The following is a 3547-nucleotide window of genomic DNA, read 5'->3' as shown; positions in this document are numbered from 1 at the left end:
GTTCATCGACTGCTCCGGTTTTCGCGGCCTGCTGATCGAGGACGCACTGAAGACCGGCTACGACAACTGGCAGCACTGGCTGCCGTGCGACCGCGCCATGACCGTGGCCAGCGCACGGGCCGCGCCGCTACGTCCGTTTACCCAGGCCAGCGCACGCGATGCCGGCTGGCAATGGCGCATCCCGCTGCAGCACCGCAGCGGCAACGGCCACGTGTACTGCAGCGACTTCATCAGCGATGACCAGGCCACCGCAACATTGCTGGCCCATCTGGAAGGCGAGGCGCTCGGAGACCCGCGCGCACTGCGTTTCACCACCGGCTGCCGCAAACACTTCTGGAACCGCAACTGCGTGGCCATTGGCCTGGCCGCAGGCTTCATGGAACCACTTGAGTCGACCGGCATCCACTTGATCCAGTCCGCGGTAAGCCGGCTGCTGGCATTGTTTCCGGACCGGCACTTCGACGCCGCGCTGGTCGACGAGTACAACCGCCAGACGCGTTTTGAATATGAGCGTATCCGCGACTTCCTGATCCTGCACTACCGTGCGAGCGAACGCCGCGACACGGCGTTCTGGACGCATTGCGCCCACATCGAAATGCCCGCAAGCCTGCGCCGCAAAATCGATATCTTCCGTGCCGGGGGACAGATCTTCCGCGAAGGCGAGGAATTGTTCACCGAGGTCGGCTGGCTGCAGGTGATGATCGGCCAGGGTATCGTGCCGCAGTACCACCATCCGTTGGCGGACGGCCTTGCGCAGGCGCAACTGGACGAATTTCTTGGCAACATCCGCGCCCTGGTGCGGCGCGCGACCGAGCAGATGCCCACGCACGAAACATTCATCGATCACCACTGCAAGGCCCCGATACCGCACTGAGTGATGTCGCCAACCGCACCAGCCCGAGTCGCGCCGCCACCCGTGAATCACGCCCTTGATCGCAATGAATACGTATGCGTAACGGCGCAGATATCCGCCGGAAGGTGCGATCCATGGCAAGGTAGAACGTGAGTCGCGCGATGCCGATCGCACGACGGTCAGGCGGGCCCCAGAGGCGCCGCTGGACATTTACCCGCATCCTGGAGTAGGCCATGCCGGATTGCCGTTCCCTGTTGTTCGCCGTTTTCCTGAGCCTGTTCCTGGCCGCCGCGCCAGCTGTCCACGCCGGGCAGACGACCCGCGCCACCGCTGCCTATGCGCATGCGCCCGCCTCGGGCGTCTACTACGAGATTTTCGTGCGCTCGTTCTACGACTCAAACGGCGACGGCATCGGCGACCTCAACGGCATCACCGAGAAAATGGGGTACCTGAAGTCCCTGGGCGTGAGCGGCATCTGGCTGACACCGATCAACCCATCGCCCTCCTACCACGGCTATGACGTCACCAACTACTTTGCGGTCAACCCGCAGTTCGGCACGATAGACGACCTGCGCCACCTGGTGCGAACCGCGCATGCGGATGGCATCAAGGTGCTGATGGACCTGGTGATCAACCACACCAGCAACCGCAATCCCTGGTTCATCAAGGCGCAGAACCCGAACAGCCCCTACCACGACTGGTACGTGTGGGCCGGCAAGCACGCCAACCTGAAACGCGAGAATCCGTGGGGCGATCACGCCTGGCGAAAGGCGCCCGACGGGCAGCACTACCTGGGTGTGTTCACGTCCCAGATGCCCGATCTCAACTACGACAACCCGGCCGTGCGCAGGGAAATGATCAAGGTCGGTCAGTTCTGGCTGAAGCAAGGCGTGGACGGTTTCCGCCTGGACGCGGCCAAACACATCTATATCAACTTCAAGTCCGACGACGACAATCCCCACGCCATTGCGAAAAACGTGGCCTGGTGGAAGCAGTTCCACGCGGCCATGAAGAAGGTTGATCCAAAGGTGTTCCTGGTCGGCGAGGTCTCGGCCGAGCAGGAGATCCAACTGGCACCCTACTACGCCGCCCTCACCTCGGTCTTCAACTTCCCCCTCGCCGACAGCCTGATCGGCAGTGCTGCCAGCGAACGAAGTGCGGACCTCGGCGCACGGCTGCAGCGCGCGCATCGCCGCTTCGATCGCGCCGCGCACGGCACGGCCACCGACACGCCGTTCCTGAGCAACCACGATCAGGATCGCGTGATCGATCAACTGGATGGCAACCGCGAACACATGCGCATGGCCGCGGCCATGCTGCTGACCCTGCCCGGCGACCCGTTTGTCTATTACGGCGAGGAGATCGGCATGCGCGGCTCCAAGCCCGACCCGGACATTCGCGAGCCGATGCGCTGGGACCGAAGCGCCGATGCGCCCGGCGAAACGCGCTGGGAAACCGATCACGTCAATACTTCCGCTGACGTTTCGGTGGCCGCTGAACGCGATCGCCCCGATTCGCTGCTGAACTTCTACCGCACCCTGATCCACTGGCGGCGTCAGTTGCCTGCGCTGCGCGATGGAAGCATCGCGCCGTATCCGGCCGACCGCGGTCCGATCTCCGCCTACGTGCGCGCCGACGCCGCGCAGCGCCTGCTGGTGGTGCACAACCTTTCCGGGAAGCCGCAGCAGGTCAAGCTGCTGGCAGGTCCTTTCACACACGTGATCCGGCACACGCGCAAGGGCGTCCAACTGGACGGCCACCTGCTGTCCCTGCCGCCCTACTCCACCGCCATCGTGCAATGACTCGCTGATGCAATGACGCGCCAGACATTACTTGGCGCCCCGACCTCGAGATCTCCATGGATTTTCGCGTATCGCACCGCATCGTTTCCTCCCTGACTCTGCTCGGGTTGGGCGCCTGTCTCGTTTCTGTCCCGGGCCGGGCCGGCACGGCGCCTGCCGTGAGCGCACCACAGGTCCAGGTGCTACAGAAGGGCCACGGCATCGACGTCCAGATGGGCCAAAACCGTATCGAACTGCGGCTGGTGCGTGGCAACGTGCTGCACGTGCATTACGAACCGGACGGAAAGTCCACGCCGCCGTCGCTGGTGATGTCTCCCCACGCACCGCGCAATGCTGCCGTGCAGGTTCAGGTACGGCGTCACGGCCACGTCATGACCCTGACCAGTCCGTCGCTCGACGTGTCGCTTGACACCCGCACGCTGGTGCTTTCGGTCAGCGACCGGATCCATCATCGATGGCTGCTGCGGCAAGCCGACCTGGCCGAGCTGGCACAGCACAAGCTCGACCTCGACTACGCCAGCGACGCCCCGATGTACGGCATCCACAGTTTCAGCGCCGAGAAAGGGCCGCTCTACGGGACACCCGACTGCGCCACGGTCGAACACGACACCACGGGGCTGCTGCGTCGCGGACACCAGGTCGCCAAGGCCTGTCCGGAAGGCGGTGCAGGCGCGCCGTTCGTTTGGAGTACCCGCGGTTTCGGGCTGCTGGTCGACACCAAGACCGCCAGCTTCGACGTGGGCCATCATTCGGTTTCGGTTGAAGGCACCTCTCGCCCGGACTTGAGCTACTACATCATCAGCGGCCGGCCGGACGCCATTTTCTCGTCGCTCGCCGACCTCAGCGGCCATCCACAACTGTTCCCGAAGTGGGCCACCGGCTTCACCAACTC

General features: G+C 64.1%; 2 protein-coding genes and 1 pseudogene. All 3 read left to right on the top strand.

Annotation, left to right across the window (positions count from 1 at the left end; translation table 11 throughout):
- A partial coding sequence (locus PF446_RS04115) for a tryptophan halogenase family protein (protein ID WP_298069982.1) occupies window positions 1–874 on the top strand: 874 nt, incomplete at its 5' end.
- A gap of 212 nt (window positions 875–1086) precedes the next feature.
- The gene (locus PF446_RS04110) at window positions 1087–2655 is read left to right on the top strand and encodes an alpha-amylase family glycosyl hydrolase (protein WP_298069980.1); all 1569 of its coding nucleotides are present in this window, start codon (window positions 1087–1089) and stop codon (window positions 2653–2655) included.
- Window positions 2656–2813: 158 nt separating this feature from the next.
- Window positions 2814–3547 (top strand): annotated as a pseudogene (locus PF446_RS04105) (glycoside hydrolase family 31); the annotation flags it as partial.

Source organism: Oleiagrimonas sp. (assembly GCF_027858935.1).
Lineage (GTDB): Bacteria > Pseudomonadota > Gammaproteobacteria > Xanthomonadales > Rhodanobacteraceae > Oleiagrimonas.
The sequence above is the reverse complement of the archived record's forward strand: the minus strand, read 5'-3'. Positions and strand labels throughout refer to the sequence as shown.

What these genes read in the sequence shown, in the direction of transcription:
- PF446_RS04110 (WP_298069980.1), top strand. Translation starts at nt 1,087, where the DNA reads ATGCCGGATTGCCGTTCCCTGTTGTTCGCCGTTTTCCTGAGCCTGTTC.